Origin of the sequence: Zhongshania aquatica, assembly GCF_027257955.1 — a bacterium.
Classification (GTDB): Bacteria; Pseudomonadota; Gammaproteobacteria; order Pseudomonadales; family Spongiibacteraceae; genus Spongiibacter; species Spongiibacter aquatica.
In genome coordinates, this window is the sequence record NZ_JANZNQ010000012.1 from 33,332 (window position 1) to 50,150 (window position 16,819).

At 49.8% G+C, this 16,819-nt stretch carries 13 protein-coding genes; 6 read left to right on the plus strand and 7 right to left on the minus strand.

Translation table 11 applies throughout. The features are described from left to right. Positions 1-79: 79 nt before the first annotated feature. From O9X78_RS13060 to O9X78_RS13070, 3 genes are all read right to left on the minus strand, one after another. On the minus strand, positions 80-1,306 hold the full coding sequence (locus O9X78_RS13060) for an acyl-CoA dehydrogenase family protein (RefSeq protein ID WP_269620145.1): 1,227 nt from the start codon (positions 1,304-1,306) through the stop codon (positions 80-82). Positions 1,307-1,334: 28 nt separating this feature from the next. After that, positions 1,335-2,420 carry an acyl-CoA dehydrogenase family protein gene (locus O9X78_RS13065; protein WP_269620146.1) on the minus strand — a complete coding sequence of 362 codons (1,086 nt, stop codon included), beginning with the start codon at positions 2,418-2,420 and terminating at the stop codon, positions 1,335-1,337. Positions 2,421-2,563: 143 nt separating this feature from the next. Further along, positions 2,564-3,142, minus strand: a complete 579-nt coding sequence (locus O9X78_RS13070; protein WP_269620147.1) for a TetR/AcrR family transcriptional regulator — start codon at positions 3,140-3,142, stop codon at positions 2,564-2,566. 199 nt (positions 3,143-3,341) lie between these two features. On the opposite strand from O9X78_RS13070, the gene O9X78_RS13075 reads away from it, so the two are divergent. After that, the gene (locus O9X78_RS13075; RefSeq protein WP_269620148.1) at positions 3,342-4,433 is read left to right on the plus strand and encodes a ketoacyl-ACP synthase III; all 1,092 of its coding nucleotides are present in this window, start codon (positions 3,342-3,344) and stop codon (positions 4,431-4,433) included. Positions 4,434-4,498: 65 nt separating this feature from the next. Here O9X78_RS13075 and O9X78_RS13080 read toward each other — a convergent pair whose 3' ends face one another. Genes O9X78_RS13080 through O9X78_RS13090 form a run of 3 tightly spaced genes read right to left on the minus strand, consistent with a single transcriptional unit; the run spans position 4,499 to position 7,896 of the window. Continuing rightward, on the minus strand, positions 4,499-5,740 hold the full coding sequence (locus O9X78_RS13080; protein ID WP_269620149.1) for an SAM-dependent methyltransferase: 1,242 nt from the start codon (positions 5,738-5,740) through the stop codon (positions 4,499-4,501). 27 nt (positions 5,741-5,767) lie between these two features. After that, positions 5,768-6,553, minus strand: a complete 786-nt coding sequence (locus O9X78_RS13085) for a DUF1365 domain-containing protein (RefSeq protein WP_269620150.1) — start codon at positions 6,551-6,553, stop codon at positions 5,768-5,770. Then, positions 6,550-7,896 (minus strand): NAD(P)/FAD-dependent oxidoreductase, encoded by a 1,347-nt coding sequence (locus tag O9X78_RS13090; protein WP_269620151.1) that lies wholly within the window; start codon positions 7,894-7,896, stop codon positions 6,550-6,552. Before O9X78_RS13090 ends, O9X78_RS13085 begins: the two co-directional genes overlap by 4 nt. Positions 7,897-8,000: 104 nt before the next feature. Here O9X78_RS13090 and O9X78_RS13095 point away from each other — a divergent pair, with 104 nt between their 5' ends. The 3 genes from O9X78_RS13095 (at position 8,001) to O9X78_RS13105 (ending at position 12,415) form a co-directional block, all read left to right on the plus strand. Continuing rightward, positions 8,001-9,248 carry an MFS transporter gene (locus O9X78_RS13095; RefSeq protein WP_269620152.1) on the plus strand — a complete coding sequence of 416 codons (1,248 nt, stop codon included), beginning with the start codon at positions 8,001-8,003 and terminating at the stop codon, positions 9,246-9,248. Next, positions 9,232-9,798, plus strand: coding sequence for a chalcone isomerase family protein (locus O9X78_RS13100; protein ID WP_269620153.1), 567 nt, complete (start codon positions 9,232-9,234; stop codon positions 9,796-9,798). The genes O9X78_RS13095 and O9X78_RS13100 overlap by 17 nt, the downstream gene beginning before the upstream one ends. A 139-nt stretch (positions 9,799-9,937) precedes the next feature. Next, positions 9,938-12,415 carry a TonB-dependent receptor gene (locus O9X78_RS13105; protein ID WP_269620154.1) on the plus strand — a complete coding sequence of 826 codons (2,478 nt, stop codon included), beginning with the start codon at positions 9,938-9,940 and terminating at the stop codon, positions 12,413-12,415. Positions 12,416-12,562: 147 nt separating this feature from the next. Here the strand turns inward: O9X78_RS13105 and O9X78_RS13110 are convergent, their stop codons facing one another. Continuing rightward, positions 12,563-13,687, minus strand: a complete 1,125-nt coding sequence (locus O9X78_RS13110; protein ID WP_269620155.1) for a beta-ketoacyl-ACP synthase III — start codon at positions 13,685-13,687, stop codon at positions 12,563-12,565. 294 nt (positions 13,688-13,981) lie between these two features. On the opposite strand from O9X78_RS13110, the gene O9X78_RS13115 reads away from it, so the two are divergent. Next, positions 13,982-16,423, plus strand: a complete 2,442-nt coding sequence (locus O9X78_RS13115) for an acyl-CoA dehydrogenase (RefSeq protein WP_269620156.1) — start codon at positions 13,982-13,984, stop codon at positions 16,421-16,423. A 15-nt stretch (positions 16,424-16,438) separates the two neighbouring features. Continuing rightward, positions 16,439-16,750, plus strand: coding sequence for a putative signal transducing protein (locus O9X78_RS13120; protein WP_269620157.1), 312 nt, complete (start codon positions 16,439-16,441; stop codon positions 16,748-16,750). The last annotated feature ends 69 nt before the right edge of the window (positions 16,751-16,819 follow it).

The following is a 16,819-nucleotide window of genomic DNA, read 5'->3' on the forward strand; positions in this document are numbered from 1 at the left end:
ATCCGAGTCAGGTTTTGCTGTGTCGCAGTGGCAGCCAATTTGGCATTTGTAAGCAGAATTGCCCGCCACCGCGTCGGCATTAGCGGCTTTGATTTCCGCTGGGTATTTCGTTGAAGGCCAAGCCCTTGTCTGCACGGGGTTCCTGGGGCAGCCCAAGTACCTGTTCGGCAATGACATTGCGCATGACTTCGTCGGTGCCCCCTGCCAATCTGATTCCCGGTGAAAACAACACGGTCTTTTGGAAATGCGCCTGCTGTTGGGCGAATTCGGGCTCACTGATACTTCCTGTGTCTCCCATGAGCTGAATGGCGTAATTGGCGATATCTTGGTTCATCACTGCGCCTACCAGCTTCCCCAGGGCCGCTTCTGCACCGGGCATGCCACCTTTGGCAACCGCGGTTAGCATCCGGTTAGTCGAGGCTTTGATACCCGCGTGTTTGTAATACCACTCGGCAAGGTGTTCTCTCACAGCGGGGTTGGCGCTGATTGGCTCGCCATCGATGTGTAAGGTTTTAACCAGACTCAAAAATTCAGGGAAGCCATCTGGTTGAACGCCGGCGATAGCAAGTCGTTCGTTCATAAGTACAAGGAGTGCGGCGCCCCAGCCACCACCAACGTCACCAAGTCGATAGGCATCGGGGATGACGGCATTATTGAAAAACACCTCGTTAAAGTGCGAGCCTCCGTCCATTTGTTTGATGGGTTTAACTTCAACACCGGCTTGCCTCATGTCGATAAAGAACATGGTCATGCCGCGGTATTTAGAAATGGTGGGGTCGGTGCGGCACAAGATCACGCCATAATCGGAGTGCTGCGCGCCCGATGTCCAAATCTTTTGGCCATTGATAAGCCATTTGTCGCCATCGGCAACTGCAGTGGTACGCAGGCCGGCAACATCGGAGCCGGCGCTCGGTTCCGAGAACATTTGGCACCACACCGTTTCCGCGCTCGCCATAGGTGGCAGCAGGTGTTGTTTTTGTTCTTCGGTGGCGAAATGCATTAGGGCTGGGCCACAGTTGCCGATGCCAATCACAAAATAGGCATCGGGTTCGTCGTAGTTGCTGACTTCCTGTGACCAGATGACCTTGTGAATATCGGTGAGTCCGGCACCGCCGTATTGTTTGGGCCAGTTTAGACAAGCGTAGCCAGCGTCGGCGACTTTTTTATACCACGCTTTGGCATCTTCATAGGCTTCTGATTGATCTTTGCGTCCGCCAGATGCGGATTTTGCTCGCGCATTGCTTTGCAACCAGCAACGTATTTCGGCGCGAAATTCGGCTTGCTCGGGCGAGTCTTTAAAATCCATGATTATTCCTCAACAATTCAGTGTGGGCTTAGGCCGCGAGTAGTCGATCTACAAGCAGGCTTTTCCAATAAGGATTGCCGCCTAACAGAGTAGAGAGCGCTTGTGCTCGGCGATAGTAAAGATGGCAGTCGAATTCCCACGTAAATCCCATACCGCCGTGTGCCTGAATATTTTCTTTACTACACAGATAATAAGCATCTATGGCGCTGACGCGAGCGGTCGCGGCGGCTAGCGCAAGTTCTGGCGCGTCTGCCGACAAGGCCCAAGCACCGTAATAGGCGTTGGATTTGGCCAGCTCTTTTGCCACAAACATATCTGCTAGCTTGTGCTTTATTGCCTGAAATGACGCCACTTGGCGGCCAAACGCATAGCGATCACTGGTATAGGCTTTGGCCATCTCGATAGTCGCTTCACAGCCGCCGACTTGCTCAAATGCCAGCAATACAGCGGCGCGATCAAATACCACTGACAAGGCTTTTTCTGCGGAGATGTCTCCGCCCAGCGCCACGACGTTGGCGTTAGAAAATGAAAGCTCAGCGCGGGGGAGGCTGGGGTCGAGGCTATTCTGTACTTTGCGGCTAACGCCGCTATCGCCAAGATTGACTAAATAGAGGCCTAGCTCATCGCGCTCATTTGTAGCGGAGACAATAACTTGGTTGGCGATCATGCCGTGCAATACGGCAGACTTGTTGCCGGATATTTGCATGTTCTTTACAAGGCAGTCCCGGGGGCTGCCGTTTACTGCAACGGTGCTGATTACATCTCCGCACGCCAGTGAGGGCAGCCACTCGGCTTGCTGCTGGCTTGATGCGGCGGTTTTAATTAATTCAGTGCTGAGATAGACCGAGGCAATAAAAGGCGTTGGTGCCAATGAACGCCCGAGTTCGGTGGCAATGACACACAGCTCTAAATAACTTAAACCTAGGCCACCGTGTTCTTCTGCGATGGTCGTCGCGGGCCAGCCCAACTGGACAATCTGCCGCCATAGCGCATTGTCGTAATACTCGCCTTTGTCGATAACCCTGCGCACGGTTGCGCTGCTGCATTCTTTTGCCAGCATGCCACGGGCTTGTTCTTGGATGTTTTTCTGGTCTTCAGAAAAGTCAAAATTCATGATGTAGCTCCTGTGCATCTCCCCGTGATATAGCGCGGAATGACGTTGCATAGAAGCTTAGTTGTGCACCTACTTAGGCACAATGGCAAAACTGACCAAGCGAATACCGGATGGGGCCAGCGCGGGCTTAACGCCCGCGTGGTTTATAGTGCTAGCGCGCGTAGGCTAGCTTTGAAATGTTCTTTAGTCGAAGGTAATTGCCGATAAGAGAGCACTAGGCGGCCCACAATTCTGATCAGATCATCCAGATCAACATTGCGATTATTACGCGCGTTATAAGCATCAAGCGGCTCTTTTAACAGCTCGCGCCAATGTTCATCGGATTCATCTGTGTCGATATGCGGTGCCGCCTCCGAGGCGTTGGCACCAGATACTAGATCCAGTTTACCAGCTTCTGGCGGCTTATAGCTGGCAGCGAACCAGATACATTCTTCCAGCATAAGTGGGAAGTTATTGTCGTACAGCTTGGCAATATCTTGTACTTTGATAAACATCCGCTCGCGCTCGATGTCGATCAGTGCGGCAATGATGTCAGATTTGCCATTAAAATACCGATACACAGTTCGCCGAGTAACGTTAGCTACTTTGGCGACGTCTTCGATGGTAGTTGATTTGATGCCTTTAGTAATGAAGCAATCTACGGCGGATTTCAGGAGGATTTTTTTACCGGTATCAAGATCGTCAACCCTCGCCCCGTTTCCCCATCGCTTGTTTGTTTTCATCCTAGTGCATCCTACGTATTAGCATTGTCACCATCTTAGCATGTTGTAATCTTGTGTTTGCCTCCTAAAAGGGTAGATTTCATAGGGGATTGTACGTAGTTAGTGTGTGATTTTTGCCCAATTCTCATGGGTGACTCGGGTGACAGTGTTAACATTGCTGCGCATAATACTGAGCCTAAAACAGGATTCAGGGGTGGTCATGCGGTACGCTAATATTACTGGTTGGGGAAAATGCTTGCCGCCGGCGGTGCTTAGTAACGAGGATTTGGCGACATTTTTAGATACATCCGATGAGTGGATTTCTACTCGCACAGGCATTAAAGAGCGTCGTATTTCTCATGTATCAACCGCAACATTAGCGAGTTTAGCTGGCAAGCGAGCCTTAGCTGCCGCGGGTTTAGATGCGGCGGAACTTGATATGGTGATATTGGGCACGGCCTGTCCAGATACCTTGATTCCAAATGCTGCGTCAGCGGTGCAGGCCGATATCGGCGCCATCAATGCTGCGGTTTTCGATTTGAACGCTGCCTGTACGGGTTTTGTCTACGGTTTGAGTATTGGCACCGCCATGATTCGAAGTGGCGCAATGAAAAAGGTGTTGGTGGTTGGTGCAGACCGTATTCCTTATTTTTTAGACTATACCCAGCGTGATGTGTCAGTTTTGTTTGGTGAGGGCGCGGGTGCTGTTGTCTTAGAAGCTTGCGATGAAGAATGCGGTCTGATTGCAGAAAAGCTGGGCTGTGATGGTGAGGGCCGAGGTATTTTGGCGGCGCGGGATTCAGGCACGATTCGAGAGCGTTTCACCGGAATTGATGGGTTTTTTGATGTGAACTTTGAGGGCCCAGAAATCTTCAAACGTGCAGTTCGCGGAATGGGGCAGGCGGTAACATCGGTCTTAGAAAAACTGGCCTTGGAGCCAGAGCAGATCGACTTATTGATACCGCATCAAGCAAATATTCGCATTATAGAAACCTTGGCTAAGCGCCTAAAAGCGCCACCAGAAAAAGTGATTGTTAATATTGAGAAATACGGTAATACCTCTGCGGCCACCGTGCCTATTGCGCTGTGCGAGGCGCTGGAGACAGGGCGTATTAAACCCGGCGATAAGATCTTAACGGCGGCGTTTGGCGCGGGCTTAACATGGGGAGCGGCAGTTATTAAATGGGGTTCTCGGGTGACTCCTCTTTCGGAGTGCGGTGAAGAATTGCCGCCAAGTGATAAAACGGCCTTAGATATTTTGATGCCGTGGATCAGAGGCTGTGAGGCGGCGCTTGCCAAAAAAGGGAAATAATTTAAGGCTTGGAAGAACGCAAAATGGCCGCAGACTGCGGCCATTTTAATGTACTGCCTTATTGCTTAGGAGACAGGTTTTTCTAACACGAATTGATATACGTCGATCGAATTGCCGCGGAAGCCACCCTCGCAGTAGGTCAAGTAGTAATGCCACATTCTCTGGAAGCGCTTATCAAAACCAAGTGGTGCTATCTCGTCCCAACGCTGATGGAAGGTTTTGCCCCACTCCTGCAGTGTACGAGCATAGCCGAGCCCAAAGGCCTCTTCATCAGCGACGTTAAGACCAGCTTCGATCGCTTTTTCTTTAAAGATGTCGGGTGTGGGCAGCATACCGCCAGGAAAGATATAGGCTTGTATAAAGTCGGGGCTACTGCGATATATCTCGAATCGTTTGTCCTCAATGGTAATAATTTGAATTGAGGCTTTGCCACCTGACTTTAGACGTTTGCGAACGGTCTCGAAATAGGTTGGCCAGTATTTTTCACCAACCGCTTCCAACATTTCAATCGACACAATGTGATCGTATTCTCCGACAGTGTCTCGGTAGTCTGTGAGAGTAAATTCTGCTTCGCCAAGGGTGTTCGCGTTTGCCAAGCGTTTTTGAGCGAACTCTAACTGACGTTCAGATAGGGTTATACCATGGAGTTTAACCGCTCTTTGTGCACAGACTTGTTCCGCAAAGCCGCCCCAGCCGCAGCCAATTTCAAGAATGCTGTCGCCATCTTTAATATCGAGCAAATCAATGATGCGCTGATATTTCGCGTACTGAGCGTCGGCAAGCGTTTGTTGCTCGCTGGTGTAGTAGGCCGCCGAGTAGGTCATGCTTGGATCTAGCCAATGTTGATAAAACTCATTGCCTAAATCATAGTGATAAGAAATATTACGACGACTACCGCGCTTACTGTTGGCGTTGCGCTGGTGGCGCCATTTTTGGAAAGCGCCCTCTATTTTGCCGCTGTCGAGCATGTCACCAAAGTGATCTTCGTTAATCACTATCCACTCTACTAACATGGCGAGGTCTGGGCTGTCCCAATCGCCATCCATATAGGCCTCGCTCCAACCTACAGAGCCACCAGTAAACGCTTTGCGTACGGCCTTCCAGTTGTGGAGTACGATAACAGGATTAAAGTGGTCGCAGGGATGTTCTCCAAACTGCACACTATTTCCGTTGGGTAAGGTAAGACGAAGTACGCCGCGCGCAGCGTTGGACAACGGTGCAAGTACCTTCGACACCATCTGTTGCTGGCGCTTTGCCCACCAGCCAGAACCCATATTACTTTCTAGAGCAGCAGTTGCTGACTTCATAGTCGACCCTTTGCGATTTTCTAATGATTATTGGTCAATACGTGAGATTGAAGATTTTGGTTCAGGTGGGCGAGGGACTAATTTTACCCCTTTTATAAATAGCTTCAGTGCTTCCCAGTGGATACCTGCAACCGCCTTCATTGTCATGAGTGGAAGACTGAAAAAATTCTTGAGCAGCTCAGTGTCGGTAAATGGTCGATGAGTGCCGCGAAATACCGCGTGGAGCAGGGCTTGGTTGTTTTCGGTTTCCCGTATTGCCATCGAGATTCTGTCATTGGGTAAGTGCATGCGGAAGTGGTAGCGCATGTCCATGGGAATAAAGGGTGAGACGTAAAATGCCTTATCACATTGCTGGCGGATAATGCCTTTTTGCCTGTCTGAGGATGAAATCGGCAGTAAATAGCTATGACGTTGATTAAAGGTATTGCTAACTTCGTACAGTATCGCAAAGGCCTCATTTTTGGCGTTGTAGCAGTAGTAGACGCTTAGCGGATTAAAGGTGTAACCGAGAACGCGGGGGTAGCATAGAAGAGCTGCTGAGTTGAGATTGTCGGTGATACCGTGCTCTAGCAGTGTTCGTTCCAGATACTGTCGGGGTGACTCTCCGCTGCCGTTGCCAATATCGCGGTGATAGAAGCTGAAAACATTAAACGTGTTGACCGAGAACAATTTGCAGCGCTTTGCAGTTTCACTTAGCTTGTCTAAATCAAAGAGAAAACTGCTCATGCGATACACAAAGCGATGCTTGCGCGGGTAAAAGCGATGGTGCATCACTTCTCCGTTGTAAATCGCGGTGCGATCGCCGGTACTCATGCAGCTGCGACAAGAGGGTTGTCCGGTAAACAAATGCGACCGCTGGCATTTTCTGCCGTCCACGGGCGCAGTGCGCCGCCGAGTTGTTCTGCTACAGCGAGTCCGGATTGAATACCGTCTTCATGAAAACCATAACCAAAATAGCTACCGCAGAACCACGTTCGTTGGGCACCCTGCAGGCTCCAAAGGTGTTTTTGTGCATTTAATGCTGCTTCGTCAAATACTGGGTGCTGGTAGCTAAAGTGTTTGTATAGCAGGTGCTTGCGTGGCGCTTGCAGCGGGTTGAGGGTGACTATTAACTGCTCTTGGCAGGGCAGATGCTGAAGCGAGTTCATCCAGTAGCTAACCGACACCTTAGTGTTTTGCTGCGAACTGTCGGCAAGGTAGTTCCAGCTCGACCATACTTCGCCTCGCACAGGCATGAGTTTTTCGTCGCGGTGAAGATAGGCGTCATTCTGCTCGTACGCAAAGGCCCCAAGCAGTCTTTTTTCATCCGCGCTAGCATCGGTAAGCATTGCCAATGATTGATCGGCGTGACTTGCCATAACAACGTGGTCAAAGCGGTGATCTTCGCCATTGATGTCGGTGAGTATGACGTGATCAGCAAAGCGGCGGATCTTCGTTATGCCGCAATTCAGCCGAATATCACCGTTAAATGTGCTGTTGATTTTTTTTACATATTCTCGTGAACCGCCAATCACGGTTTGCCATTGCGGACGTTCATTGACCTGCAAAAGCCCGTGATTATCGCAGAATCGCAAAAAAGTTTTGGCCGGGTAGGCTAAGAACTTCTCAACTGGCGTTGACCAAATTGCCGCGCCCATAGGCAGCAGATGGTCTTCACAAAATCCTGGCCCAAACTTTTCACGCTTAAGCAGATCGCCCAGTGAGAGGTCGTCGGGCAAAGTATCCATCCATTCGGCACTCTGTTTGTAGAATCGCAATAGGTCGCGAATCATGCCCCAAAAGCGGGGCCTAAACAGATTACGTTTTTGTGCGAACAGGGTAGATATTGAGTCAGAACCACTGTACTCAAGCCGGCCTTTGTCTAGAGACACGCCGAAAGACATGTCCGTACCTTGATACTTAATACCGAGTTCATTGAATAAGGCCACCAAGTTGGGGTAGCAGCGCTCATTGAACACGATAAAACCGGTGTCTACGGCGATGGTGCCAGCGCTGGTTTTTACATCGACGGTATTGGTATGCCCGCCCAAACGAGCGTCTTGCTCGAATAGAGTTACTTTGTGGTTCTTGGCGAGTAGCCACGCACTGCTCAGGCCAGAGATTCCGGAACCGATGACGGCGATATTGAGAGCGTTTTTTTGTGGTGAAGTTTGCATAAGAGTTTCAGTGATCTCACAGTCTTTTTAATACGTATACAGGCCTTAGTCAGATCACTATGCGGGTCTGTTCTGGGCCGCTTCATGGCCGCCACGGAGTGTGTATGCGGAGTCCTTTCCAATATTGGCGTTTTATTCGCTATGCATTGCCCGGTTTGCCATTAGCTGCATTAGGGCTGCCTTTCTACATTTATGCTCCTCTTTGGTTGGCTGAGCAAGGTGGTTATGGTTATACCTTAGTCGGTGCGGTGTTTTTTATTGCGCGTTTCAGTGACGTCGTGAGTGATCTACCCGTTGGCGCGTGGGTTGATCGTCGTGGAAGTCATCGCTTATTGTGGCTCGGTTCTTGGGTACTTATTGCCGCTAGCGCGTTGGCATTGGCACTTATTCCCCACCCTTGGCCGCCGTTGATGCTGGGCCTTTTTCTCGTATTACTCATGTTGGGCTGGACGGGTCTTACTGTACCTTGGTTGGCCTTACCTGTGAACCTCTCAGAGCACAATATTGATCGTTTGCGTTATAACAGTAGTCGCGAGGGCATATTGTTATTCGGAACCTTGTTGGCGATGTTGGCTCCCGTATTGCTAGCGCCCTCGGCACTGCCGTCGGCTTTAGCGATACTGTTAGGCGTTCTGCTTTTGGCGGTCTATCTGCAGGGTAGCCAAAATCCCTTGGAAGAGAGCAACCCCACCTTAAGTTTCAAGGTATTACTGGGCGATAGTCGGGTTCGAAGCCTCGCACTACCGTGGTTTGTAAATATGCTCGCCAATGCAATTCCTGGAACCGTATTGCTGTTGTTTATGCGCGAGGTCTTAGGCGCCGAGGATATGGTTCCACTAGCGCTCCTGAGTTATTTTTTGGCGGGACTGATCGGTGTGCCGTTCTGGTATTTCTTGGCGAGAAAAATAGGTGATTTAACATCATGGCGAATTGGCCTGTGCAGTTCAGCAGTCCTTTTTAGCTTTGCCGCGTTTCTCGGCGAGGGCGATGTGTATTGGTTTATTGCGATTAGTGTCGGTACTGGCCTTGCCTTGGGAGCAGATCAGGCGCTGCCCTCAGCAATGCAAACGGGTTTAGCGCAAGCGCTGTCCAAAGAACATGGCGGTGCGGCAATAGGTGCGAGGATGTTTGCGCTTTGGAGTATGTTGAGTAAAGCGGCCATGGGTTTAGCCGTCGGCGTGTCGTATTTATGGCTTGGTAGCCAAGCAGAATTATTAGTACCGCCAGTATGGGCAATTACCGCAGTATATGTTGTGGCTCCGGTGGTATTGAAATTGGTGGTGTATTTTATGCTGGGGCGTTTGCCGGTGGCATGGGTTGGCGGGAGGCAGGTCTATGAACAGGGTAACTAAATTGAAGATGATGCGGACGATTTGGCAAGGATTTTTAGTCACGGTTTTACTGTCGATTCACCCTTTAGTGTTCGCCGCAAACTGGCAAACAGTCAGCGGTGAGACGTATACCTTGTTGTGGAAAGATCTTACCTACACCGAGCTGCAGGTTGATCCTGAGCAAGCAAAGCCAGCGAACTTCGATATTCTCGATATCAGCTATGCTAAACAAATAATTATCGAATATAAATTAGGTGTGTCGGCGGATCGATTTCGGAAAATGACGTTGAAGGCATTGGATGGTGCATATAACGAACAGGAGTTGTCACGGGCCGCTGATGATATTAACCGCTTCTGTAGCTGGTATTTAGGCGTGGAGAAAGGCGATCAATACCGCTTAACGTGGTTGCCTGAGCAAGGTTTAGGGCTTTATTTAAATGATAAGCAATTAGGCATGATTGCGTCGCCAGAGTCGGCGGCATTGATTCTGAGCGTATGGTTGGGGCGTGCGGCCGTCAGCGAAGACCAGCGTGATACGATGCTAGCGGCGTGGCGGGCGACCTCGCTGTAAGCTAAGTGCTTGAAAATACAGTCTAATAACTTATTGATCTAAGCTTAGAATATTTAAAGCAACAAAGCCTTGATTGCTTGAAATACCAAGGCTGAATCCCTAGCATGCGCTGCTGCTATCGTGCTGGGAGAAAGTCTGGGTGAACACTGCAACAAAAATAACATTGACACTACTGAGTGTGGTTCATTCCCTGGGTGCCAGCGCGCAAGAAGGTAGTCAAACTCGGCGCGGCTTAAGTATTGAAGAGGTCTTGGTTACCGCACAAAAACGTGAAGAGGGTGCTAACGATATCCCCCTTGCGATTTCCACCTATACTGGCGAAGACCTATTTGCCCTGGGTGTGAGTGATACTCGTGATCTCGGTAAGTTACTTCCAGGCTTTACCTACGCGGATGGTGGCTTTAACACGCCAATCTACACCCTGCGGGGCGTGGGTTTTAATGAAAATAGTCAAACCGCCAGTGCCACGGTTGGTGTGTATATAGACGAATTTAATTTGCCCTTCCCAATTATGACTAAGGGCAGCAATTTAGACCTTGCTCGGGTGGAAGTATTAAAAGGCCCTCAGGGCACACTTTACGGCCGTAACACCACCGGCGGCGCCATAAACTATATTGCCAACAAGCCCAGTGACAGCCTGACCTACGGTGGCAGCCTAGGCTATAGCAGTTACCAAACCAGTGAAGCGAATGGATTTATTAGTGGGCCGCTAACAGAGAACGTGAGTGCACGGCTTGCGCTGCGTACTATCAATAGTCGCGAGGGATGGCAACGTAGTCGTACCCGCCATCCGAGCAGCGAAGCTTACAACGGCAATACGGGCCGCAATCTCGGCGGTGAGTACCAACAATTTGGCTATGATACCTTGGGTGAAGTCGACAAGCAGAGTGGCCGGTTTTCATTGAGTTGGCAGCTTGCTGACAATATTGATGTTAGCTATCACCTCGATGGCTGGCGTGATCGCTCTGAGCCTCAAGCACTGCAGGTTATTGCCATTGAATCACAGAACGCAATTTTGGGTGCCGCTGGCTTGCATCCTGAAGTGGCAGATTACCCCGTTAACGACAAGAACACCCAAGACAATCGCGCTGCTGACTGGCCGAATAACGGTATGGAGTTTCGTTTAAACGATAGCTTCTATTCTAGCGGTGTGCGAGTCGGCTGGGCCGTGTCAGACAATGTGGATGCGGTATTTTTAGCGTCGCTAGGTCGTTTTGAGTCAGATGGCAGCTTTATCCCCCAATCCGGCGTTGATACCGTGAATACCGAGCGCAACGTGTTTGCGACCACCGACTACTATAATTTGGAGTGGCGTTTATCGGGTAATTACGACGATGATGTGTTCTGGCAATTTGGTGTCAATTACAGTGAAGACGATGTCGCCGAATTCCAGCGTTTGCACCATGAGACGGTGAGCATCATTTTTCCGGTCGATGCGCCGAATGGTGACGGTGTGGCCGGGTTGGATAATCGCTCGGGTTTTGGTGGCAATCAGCTGGCCAAAGTCGCCGCCGTGTTTGTTCATAGCGAATGGGAATTTACTGACAACCTGACCTTAAGTGGCGGTGCGCGTTACACCGACGAATCACGTAAGTTTAATGGCTGTGGTCAAGACGTTAACGTTGCCGATGAGCCGGGTGCTGATCAAGACTCAGCGGGAGCGCAGGACGAGGGCGTGGGTTTAGCGACTGCCTTTAGCGCCCTAAGTTTGCTGCAATCGCCGCTGGCAGGTTATCTCCCCGGCACGGCAGCGCAGGGTGGCTGCTTTACTTTGGATAATGAAACCCGTCGTCCTGGTCGCTATTTTGGCGAATTGCAAGAAGACAACGTATCGGGTCGCCTAGCGCTTGATTGGCGCTTTGCTGAAGATATGCTGGGGTATATTGCACTGAGTCGCGGTTTTAAGTCAGGCAGTTTCCCGGTGATTAATATTTCCGATTCGGTGCAGTTTGAACCCGTGACACAAGAGCAGCTTGATGCCGTGGAGATTGGCGGTAAATTCACCCTGCTAAATAAAGCCATGCAGCTCAATGCCTCAGTGTTTGATTATCGCTATAAAGACAAGCAGCTCGTCACTAATTTCCGTGACCCGATATTTGGCGCGTTACCAATTTTGCGCAATGCGCCTAAGTCTACGGTGCGTGGCGCGGAGCTAGACATAAAATACACGCCGGTCGAAGGCTTGTATCTGTCAGTGGCGGCGGCATATTTAGATACCGAAGTTGAAGAACTTGTCAGCGGTGATAGCAATGGCGATGAGTTCGATTTTGCCGGCAAGCCGTTTAACTATAGTCCGCGATGGGAATACACTTTACTACTTGATTATGTGCTGCCGGTATTTGAGCGCTATGAGTTATCAGTGGGTATCGACTATAGCTATAGCGGTGAAACCAATGCGTCGCTGGAACAGGATGAGCGCTTCTTTATTGACGATTATGGCGTGATCAATGCGCGTCTCGCTTTTGCACCAAGTGTGGGGCCCTGGGAGTTGATGCTGTGGAGCCGGAACCTCGGTGATGAGTATTACTATAATAATGTGACTAATCAGCTCGACACTATTGGTCGGTACACGGGAATGCCAGTAACTTATGGGATCAGCCTTTCTTGGCAGCCCTAAATAAGACGGGGTTTTGTACGCGAAGACCGATATTAAAAATAATATCGGTCCTGAGGCAAAGGCCGATTCTATTGCCGGGGGCCGACCAAACATAAGGGCATATGCCTAAGCCAACATCGCCGAAGACGGTTGGCTTAGAGAGGGTGCTTATCGTTTACGAAGTATCAAACTGCCGATAGAGTAACCTGCGCCGAATGAGCAAATTACGCCAATATCGCCGACGGCTAGATCTTCATGATGTTTAGCGAAAGCAATAATAGAACCCGCTGAGGCAGTATTGGCATATTCGTCGAGAACGATTGGCGCTTCTTCAAGTGTCGCGTCACGCCCTAATAATCGTCTGCTGATCAGAAGGTTCATATTGATATTGGCTTGATGTAGCCACCAACGTTTTAAGTCTGCAACTTGAATCCCTTCACTGCGCAAATGGCCTTCAATGTGATCAGCTGCCATTGGGCACACTTCTTTAAACACCTTGCGACCATTTTGATGAAATAGTTTGTCTGCGGCATAGGGGTCTTCGTCAGTCGCGCGCGTAGTGTAGCCAAAGTTTGAGCGAATATTATTGGAGTATGAGGTTACGCATTTGCTGCTCACAACGTCAAAGGCGTGTGCAGATGTGCAGGATTCACTGCTCTCAACTACCACGGCTGTTGCGACATCACCAAAGATAAAATGAGAATCCCGATCCATGAAATTGACTTGAGGAGAGGTAAGTTCAGGATTTATAACTAATACACCTTTTGACGAGCCGCATTTGATCGCGTCAACTGCCCTTGCTAAGCCAAAGGTTGCTGCGGAACAAGCCACTAACATGTCAAAGCCGAAGCCGTCGATGCCTAAGGCCGCTTGAACTTCAATGGCGATTGCGGGGTAAGAGCGCTGGGTATAGGCACAGGACACAATTACCATATCAATATCAGCAGCTGTTTTGTTGGCGGCAATAAGGGCTTTTTTCGCTGCAGCAATGGCCATCTCAGCTTGATGTGAGACGTCATCGTCGCTGCGTACTTCAAGAAGTGGGCGCATTCGATTTATATCTAAAATGCCTTCTTTTGAGTAGACGAAACGGCTTTTTATACCCGAAGCTTTTTCAATAAACTCTGGGCTGGAAAGCGGCTTAGCGTCTAGTTCTCCGGCTTCAATGGCGGCTTGGTTTTCGCCATTAAAATGTTCTGCCCACGCGTTGTAACTTATTACCAATTCTTCGTTGCTAATGCTATTTGCTGGAGTCCATAGGCCCACCCCGCTAATAACGACTGAGGAGTTCATGTAAGTAGTCCCGATATTAATTCAAGTTATGTAATAGGAGAGAGTGTGGCCGACATCGTCGATGCAGTCCATATTTTGAAATAACAAAAGCTACGTGATGGTCAAAATACCGGAAACAAACCGCGGAATTCATTGTTTAAGACAATAGCGTGTCTCTACCAGCTTAAGCATGCATGCCTTGGATGTTGGTTTGAAGCATTAATGCAAAAGTCGCTGTGACCGCGTAGCATGGTAATCACATTCACTGATCCACGGTGTTTGCCACGCAAACTACGAAGACTCAGAGAGGGTATTATGACTGGCCTATTTTCCATACTTGCACTTGTTCTCGTTACCGCACTAATTTTCTATTATCGCTTATCCCGTCGTAACGGCTGCGCTGCCTTTTTTGCGGCGTGGATTGTTGCAGGTTTTTGCAGCGACTTCTTTCTCCACCCACTGGCGTTGTTAGTTTTATTATTTGTCTTGGCGGTAATCGTCGTCGATTCATTGCGCGTTCGCTTTGTTAGTGCACCGGCTATGGCGGCGTTGAAAAAAATGATGCCGGCAATGAGTAGCACGGAGCGAGAAGCTTTAGATGCGGGTACGACGTGGTGGGAAAAGGATTTATTTTCTGGTCAGCCCGATTGGGCGAAGTTCGATCAAATCCAACTCTCAAGCTTGAATGATGACGAGCAAGCGTTTCTAGACAATGAAACCGCAGAATTATGCGACATGCTCGACGAATGGAAAATCCATCATCACGATAAAGACCTCACCCCAGAGGTGTGGCAGTTCATCAAAGATAAAGGCTTTCTCGGTCTGATTATTCCTCGTGAATATGGCGGTCTCGCCTTTACACCCTATGCGCAGAGCCGGGTGGTAAGCAAAATTGCTAGTCGTTCAACGGTGGCGGCGGTCAGCGTGATGGTGCCTAACTCCTTGGGGCCGGGCGAGTTGCTGATGAAATACGGCACCGAAGAGCAAAAGAATTTTTGGCTTGCGCGTTTAGCAAAGGGTGAAGAATTACCTTGCTTTGGTTTAACCAGTCCTGAGGCTGGTTCTGATGCCGGTGCAATTCCAGATACTGGCGTGGTATGTGAGCAGGAGTTTAAAGGCGAGAAAGTATTAGGTGTAAAACTTAATTTCTCGAAACGCTGGATCACGCTAGCGCCCGTTGCCACGGTGGTGGGCTTAGCGTTCCGGCTGAGCGATCCGGATGGCTTAATCGGCGACGAAGTCGAGCGCGGTATTACCTGCGCCTTAGTCCCGGCGGATCTGGCGGGGGTGGAGATTGGTCGTCGTCACTACCCAGGTTCGGCATTCATGAATGGGCCGATAACCGGTGAGGACGTTTTTATTCCCATGTCTATGCTCATTGGTGGGCAGGACTACATCGGCAAAGGCTGGATGATGTTGGTGGAATGTCTTGGCGCTGGTCGCGGTATTTCGCTGCCAGCACTGTCGACCGCAAGCGGTGAAATGAGTTACCTCATGGTGGGTGCGTTTGCGCGCATCCGTCGTCAGTTTGGTATTTCGGTCGGTAAGTTTGAAGGTGTCCAAGAGGCCAGTGCAGAGATCGCTTCTGGCGCTTATATGCTTGAGGCCTATCGTGCTCTCGTCACTCGGGCCTTGGCAGATGGTGCGCCGTCCGTATTAACGGCAATGGCCAAGTATCATGCTACGGAAACCATGCGGGGCTTAGTGAATAACAGCATGGATATTCTTGGTGGTCGGGGTATCCAGATGGGGCCGCGCAATTTTATGGCGCTAGTCTACCAGACCATTCCGATTGCGATCACCGTTGAAGGCGCGAATATTCTCACCCGCTCGATGATTATATTTGGTCAGGGCGCAATGCGTTGCCACCCGTACTTAGCCGATGAACTGCAAGCCTTATCAGACGAAAGTGAGGGTGCAGTAGCGCGTTTTGATGAATTGCTGAGTGGTCATTTAGCACATACCGCTGGGGTCTTTAGCCGAGGACTTTTGCTGGGGTTAACGGCAGCTAAATTAGCTAAACCTAAGTGCGGGCACAGTGAGCTCTCTGCGCGCTGGTATCCCCGCATTGATCGTTATAGCGCGGTGTTTGCCGCTACCGCAGACTTTGCCTTGTTACTTCTTGGCGGTGATCTTAAGCGTCGCGAATTACTGTCCGCGCGCTTAGGTGATGTGCACAGTCAGCTCGTTATTGCTTGCGCTATTTTAAAGTTTCATGACCACCAACCGGAGAGCGAGGCAAATACCTTACACGCTGAGTTTGCCTTAAAACGCAGCTTCAATTCTATGAATCAGGCCCTGCGAAATTTTTATCAAAATATGCCGCAGCAGTGGATAGGCTGCGCATTGAAGGGTGTTTTCTTTCCCTGGGGAATGCCCAACTACGAGGTGTCAGACGATGACATTCGCGCCTTGGGCGAAATGATTATGAAGCCCAACCCCGTGCGAACACTATTGGCGGGGGCAGTTCATGTTAGCGATGATGACCAAGACGCTCAGGGGCGTATCCACTGTGCTTTTGAGTTACTCACGGAGATAGACAAGGACTACGACCTATTTCTTGAAAACGAACATCACGATCGTTTACAGGGTGATACGATGACCGAAAAACTGCAGTCGGCGATAAGTATGGGTTTGTTCACAGAAGAGCAGGCAGCACGTTTGGGCGAGTATGACGAGCGCCGCTACGACTGTTTGCTTACCGATGCCTTCGATGCCAATTTAAATGATGTGGACGTGCGACCCGTTAGGCCATAGATCGTGGAGTGGTAAGTGGAAAAAATATTTACAGATCAAAACCTAATGTTAGTAGCAAATGTGCAAAACCTGTTATCGGCAGAGGGAATTGTTGGCGAACTAAGAAATACCTATGCGAGTGGCGCGTCCGGTAGTTTGGCGTTTACCGAGGTTTGGCCAGAGCTTTGGATCGATGGGCGGCAAGTGATTAGGGCAAAAGAATTGCTGCAACAGATAAGTGAAAAGTCTGAATTGGCGTGGCATTGCTCTCGTTGTGACGAGGAAAGCCCAGGTAATTTTGATTATTGCTGGCACTGTGGTGATACGGCACCAAAACTGGCGCGCTAGTGAATTTTGACGGGCACCTATTACCAATTCTTTGTTAAGGGTAATTGCTTATCAAAAAACGATGACGTA

Bases quoted from the DNA above. Each gene is read 5' to 3' on its own strand.
- O9X78_RS13065 (WP_269620146.1), bottom strand. From the start codon at position 2,420: ATGAATTTTGACTTTTCTGAAGACCAGAAAAACATCCAAGAACAAGCC.
- O9X78_RS13115 (WP_269620156.1), top strand. From the start codon at position 13,982: ATGACTGGCCTATTTTCCATACTTGCACTTGTTCTCGTTACCGCACTA.
- O9X78_RS13110 (WP_269620155.1), bottom strand. From the start codon at position 13,687: ATGAACTCCTCAGTCGTTATTAGCGGGGTGGGCCTATGGACTCCAGCA.
- O9X78_RS13060 (WP_269620145.1), bottom strand. From the start codon at position 1,306: ATGGATTTTAAAGACTCGCCCGAGCAAGCCGAATTTCGCGCCGAAATA.
- O9X78_RS13070 (WP_269620147.1), bottom strand. From the start codon at position 3,142: ATGAAAACAAACAAGCGATGGGGAAACGGGGCGAGGGTTGACGATCTT.
- O9X78_RS13080 (WP_269620149.1), bottom strand. From the start codon at position 5,740: ATGAAGTCAGCAACTGCTGCTCTAGAAAGTAATATGGGTTCTGGCTGG.
- O9X78_RS13075 (WP_269620148.1), top strand. From the start codon at position 3,342: ATGCGGTACGCTAATATTACTGGTTGGGGAAAATGCTTGCCGCCGGCG.
- O9X78_RS13085 (WP_269620150.1), bottom strand. From the start codon at position 6,553: ATGAGTACCGGCGATCGCACCGCGATTTACAACGGAGAAGTGATGCAC.
- O9X78_RS13100 (WP_269620153.1), top strand. From the start codon at position 9,232: ATGAACAGGGTAACTAAATTGAAGATGATGCGGACGATTTGGCAAGGA.
- O9X78_RS13090 (WP_269620151.1), bottom strand. From the start codon at position 7,896: ATGCAAACTTCACCACAAAAAAACGCTCTCAATATCGCCGTCATCGGT.
- O9X78_RS13095 (WP_269620152.1), top strand. From the start codon at position 8,001: ATGCGGAGTCCTTTCCAATATTGGCGTTTTATTCGCTATGCATTGCCC.